The 4,341-nt window shown below is 72.9% G+C and carries 1 protein-coding gene and 1 pseudogene; both read right to left on the bottom strand.

Annotated features, from left to right (window positions below; translation table 11 throughout):
- The coding region (locus ACIQOV_RS29655; RefSeq protein WP_401053646.1) for a LamG-like jellyroll fold domain-containing protein at window positions 1-3,623 on the bottom strand (3,623 nt) is incomplete at its 3' end.
- 145 nt (window positions 3,624-3,768) lie between these two features.
- A pseudogene (locus ACIQOV_RS29650) lies at window positions 3,769-4,194 on the bottom strand (IS5 family transposase); the annotation flags it as partial.
- Between the last annotated feature and the right edge of the window lie 147 nt (window positions 4,195-4,341).

Below are 4,341 nucleotides of genomic sequence, written 5' to 3'. Positions count from 1 at the left end.
GCCTCCACGGTGAGGTCGCCGGGGGTGGCGGCCCGCGGCAACTGCTCGGCGGGCAGCGCCAGGAAGCGCCCCTGCCCGTCGAAGGCGTAGGCGCGGCCGGGCATGTCGGCGCGCCAGCGGCCGCCGTGGCCGCGCAGCAGGCCGTCCGCGGTGCCGGACGGGATCTCGGCGAGGCCGCCGGGGTCGACGGTGACCAGCCGGGAACCGGCCGAGAGCGCCACACCGGGCTCGGAGGCGGTGGCCCAGCGCTGGTCGTAGCGCACCCGCTGCACGCTCATGCCCGGCTTCAGCACCGTCGGGTCCGCTCCCGCGCCCAGCTTCAGCGACTTGCTGCCGGCGGGGTGGTCGCCCTCGAAGCGGAAGCCGTGGCCGCCGACGGTGACGAAACCGGGGCCGGCGAGCCGGGCGAGGGTGCCCTCGGTGAACTCCACCACGCCGCCGTCGATCCGCAGCACGGTGCCGATCGGCACCGGCTGCTCGGCCGCACCGTTGACCACGGCGGCGAAGTCCTCGGCCCGGCCTGGCAGGTGGGACCACTGCTCGCTCTGCCCGTCCCGGCGGATGGTCAGCTTGACCTGGGCCGGGTTGTCCCCGGCCTCGACGGTGATCTCCACCGCCGCCAGGTCGGTGGCGGCGTCACGGGCGGTGAAGACGGCCGCCTTGCCGCCGGACGTCAGCCGCCGGGAGGAGCGCAGCACCTGGGTGTCGTAGTAGCCGGCGAAGAACTGGCCGTTGGCGCCCCGGAAGTAGAGCACCAGGCTGCCGGTGGCGCTGTCCAGCAGGAACGGCCGGTCGGCGCCCCGGGCGAAGGCGAGCAGCGCGCCGGAGCTGCCCAGCCCGGTGCGGTCCACCGAGAGCTGGGGCACGGGCAGCGCGATGTCGTCCGAGCCGCGCACCCCGCCGGTGAGCCGGCCCAGCTCCTCGCGCTTGGCGGCCAGCAGGGCCTGCCGGGCCGGCAGGTCGCGGCGGTAGCGGGCGAGCGCGTCCTGCTTGGTGGAGAGCGTCAGCAGCTGGTTGTCGATGTCCAGGATCTGCTGGTTCCGCTGGGCGGCGCTCGCGCCCGGCTTGCCGGAGGCGCCGTCCTTCTCCAGGACGACGATGCCCTCACCGGAGGCGTTGACCGTCCCGTAGTCGAACTGCACGATGCGGTCGCCCTGGCTGTCCCGGGCGCAGACCACCTTGCCGCTGCGGCGGACCACCAAGCCGTAGCCGTTCCAGCTGTCCAGCGCGAAGTGGGTGGCGTCGTTGTCGGCCTCGCGGCGGTACTGGATCAGCGGGGTGTCATTGTCGGTCTTCCCGCCGGAGAGGTTCATGTCCAGGCCGGAGCCGACGTTGCGCAGGAAATAGCAGGCGATGCCGTTGAGGCTGGTGCCGGTGGGCTCGAAGGTCCACAGCGCGGTGGCGGCCGCCCGGTTGGCGGTGCGCACCAGCGGGGCCGCCGCGTCCTTGCGGTCGCCCTCCACCGCGAGGTACTGGTCCCGGCCGTCCTTGGGCAGCTTGAACCGCAGCCGGTAGCGCCAGGCGGTGACGTCGTCCTCCTGGCCGGCCCGCAGTTCGGCGCGCCGGCGCTCCAGCTCCGGGATTCCGGCGGTCTCCTGCTGGAGGCGGGCGATCTCCGCCTCGGAGTCGGTCACGTCCCGGGCCAGCCGGGCCACCTCGGCGTCCAGTGCGCCGACCGCGTCCACGGTGCCGCTGGACTCGGGGGCGGCGAGCACCGGCAGGGCCAGCCGGTCCGGGACCTCGGCCAGCCGGCCGTCCCCTCCGACGCCCAGGTCGAGGGTCGCGACGTAGGCGTCGTCGGTGGCCTTGCCGCTCACCGGGTCGGGCCCGCCGGTGGCACAGGCGAGCAGCACCCGGGCCTGGCGCTTGACGGGCTTGGCCGCGCCGTCGTACCCGGCCGGTGCGGCCTCCTGCTGGTGGTGCAGGACGGCCGAGAGGCCGGAGACGACCTTGCGCCCGGTGAACGCGAAACTGTCGCGGCGCACCCCCGGGTTGTCGCCGATCGGCGCCTCGGAGGTGATCCAGGCCGGCCCGCCGCGCAGGACGGCGTTGCGGGCGTTGTCCGTCTGGTCGTACAGCGTGTCGCCGGAGCCCTCGTCGAAGCGGTAGTAGACGGCCAGCCCGGGCTCGTTGCCGACCAGACGGCGACCGCGGTCGGCGGCGATCTCCTCGCCGCTGCGGGGGCGGCTCCAGATCCGGACCTCGTCCAGTTCGGCGCGGCCGAACGAACCGAGGGCGCGCCCCAGGGTCAGCGGGCCGAGTCCGCCGTACGGCATGTCGGTGGTGCGGCGGCCGAGTTCGACACCGTCGCGGTAGACGATCTGCTCACGGGTGGCGCGGACGAAGACACAGGCCCAGTGGTGCCAGTCGGTGTCGGTGGTGCGCTGGCCGATGTTCAGGTCGTCGGCGTAGAAGGCGAAGGCGAAGGTGTCGTCCGAGCGGAAGCCGATGTGCAGGCTGCGCAGCCGGGCGCCGGCCGCCGCGCCGTGCCCGATCAGGAAGTCCTCCCGGCCGCCGGTCGCGGTGCGCCGGGCCCAGAACTCCACCGTGAAGTCCTGATCGGCGAGTTGGAGGGCGTTGGCGGGCAGCTCGGCCACGTCGTCGACACCGTCGAAGCGCAGCGCCGTCTCGGCGTGGCCGCTCTCGCTCACCGCCGGGACCAGCGGTCGGCCGGTGAACGGGCAGGTGCCGGGGGCGGCTTCGTAGACGGCCTCGCGGTAGCGCTCGTCGGGACTGGTCCAGGCCTGCGAGCCCTGGGTGTTGAACAGGCCGTCGCGGCTGCGCTCGACGCTGAAGCCGTCGATCCGGGCGGTGGCGTCGTTGTGCGCGAAGATCTGCCAGCGCTCCCGGCCGTGCACGGCGGTGGGCACCAGCAGGGCGGTGAACCGGCCGCGGGAGAGGTTGCGGACGAAATCCAGCTCCTGGGTCGGCTCGATGAACGCCCGGCCCTCCATGTCCCGGGTGCCGAGGCTGTCCTTCGCGGAGTCCGGGCGGCCCTTGTGCCGGCTGCGCCGGTAGCGGACCTCCAGCACCGGCTTCAACTCACCGCCGACCAGCACGAACCGGTCGCAGAGCAGGGTGGCGTCGACCACCGCGACCTTGCCCGCGCCGCCCCGGCTGAGGTAGTCGGTGCGCGCCGCGTCGCCCGAGGAGCCGGTGCCGTCGGCGAGCCGGAAGACCGCGTCCGCGTCGTCGGCCCGGACCGACTGCCGCAGCACGTACACATGGGTGCCGTCGGAGACCACCTGGAAGGGCGCGGCCGCGCCGAGCCGGGCCGTACTGGACAGGAACGGGTCCAACTCGTCCTCGCCGAGCCGTTCCGCCGGATCCGCCTCGACCCGCCCGCCGCGCTTCACCGCGGGCATCCGCACCGCGCCGGCCACCGCGTAACCCACCCGGGCCAGCTCGGCCGGGAAGCGCAGCGGCAGCGGGTTCTCCGACCAGTACGCCGCGTCCGCCTCCCCGCGCGCCTCGTCGTGCTGCGACAGGTCCAGGACCGTGTAGACGATGCGCCGCTGGTCGTCCATCGCGAACGCGACCGTGCTGCCCTGGTGCCGCACGGTCGTGGTGTGCACGTAGGCGCGGTCGCTGTAGACCTTCACCAGGTGCTGAATCTCCGTCAAACCTGCCACCTCGTAGGCGGGTGCCTGCCGGAAACCGACGAGCACGATCGACACGAAACGTGTCCACGCTTTCACTTGACGTAATCAGCGGACAAGGTGCTTCCCAGCCAGCGCGAGGCCGAAACTCGCCCACCCACGGACACCGGCCGTTCTGCGGGCCACGACGCCTCGGCTCGCGGCGGACGGTCACCCCTCGACCCCCGTCGCGGTGGCAGCAGTTCCCGGTCCGGGCGCCTGCGGCGTGCTGATGCGCGCGCACGATGGTGGAGTCCACCGAGACGTCCCAGTCGATCTCGCCCGCCGCGTCGGCCGCAGCCCGGACCTGCTGCAGTAACCGCTCCCAGGTGCCGTCCGACGACCGCAACCGATGGCGCTCATAGACCGTCTTCCACGGACCGAACCGCTCCGGCAGGTCACGCCACTGCACCCCGGTCCGCACCCGGTGCACAATCCCGTCGATCACCTGCCGATGATCACGCCACCGCCCGTACCTGCCGTTGCTCACCGGCAAGAACGGCCGCAGCCGTTCCCACTCGGCATCCGACAGATCACCACGTTCTCCCCGCCCCACACCCGGAACAACGAGCAGATCAAGCGACAGTCACATGATCCGCCGGACGGCTCCTAGGGCGCGTATTCGGTCGTGATCAATCTGTGTGATTCACCTTCGCGGCGGGTCCTGATCCGGTAGACCATGGTGTGTGACGCGAGCGCAACT

Origin of the sequence: Kitasatospora sp. NPDC091257 (assembly GCF_044757675.1) — a bacterium.
GTDB classification, from domain to species: Bacteria; Actinomycetota; Actinomycetes; order Streptomycetales; family Streptomycetaceae; genus Kitasatospora; species Kitasatospora lactacystinica.
Note: the sequence above shows the minus strand (reverse complement) of the source record. Positions and strands in the feature narration are given on the sequence as shown.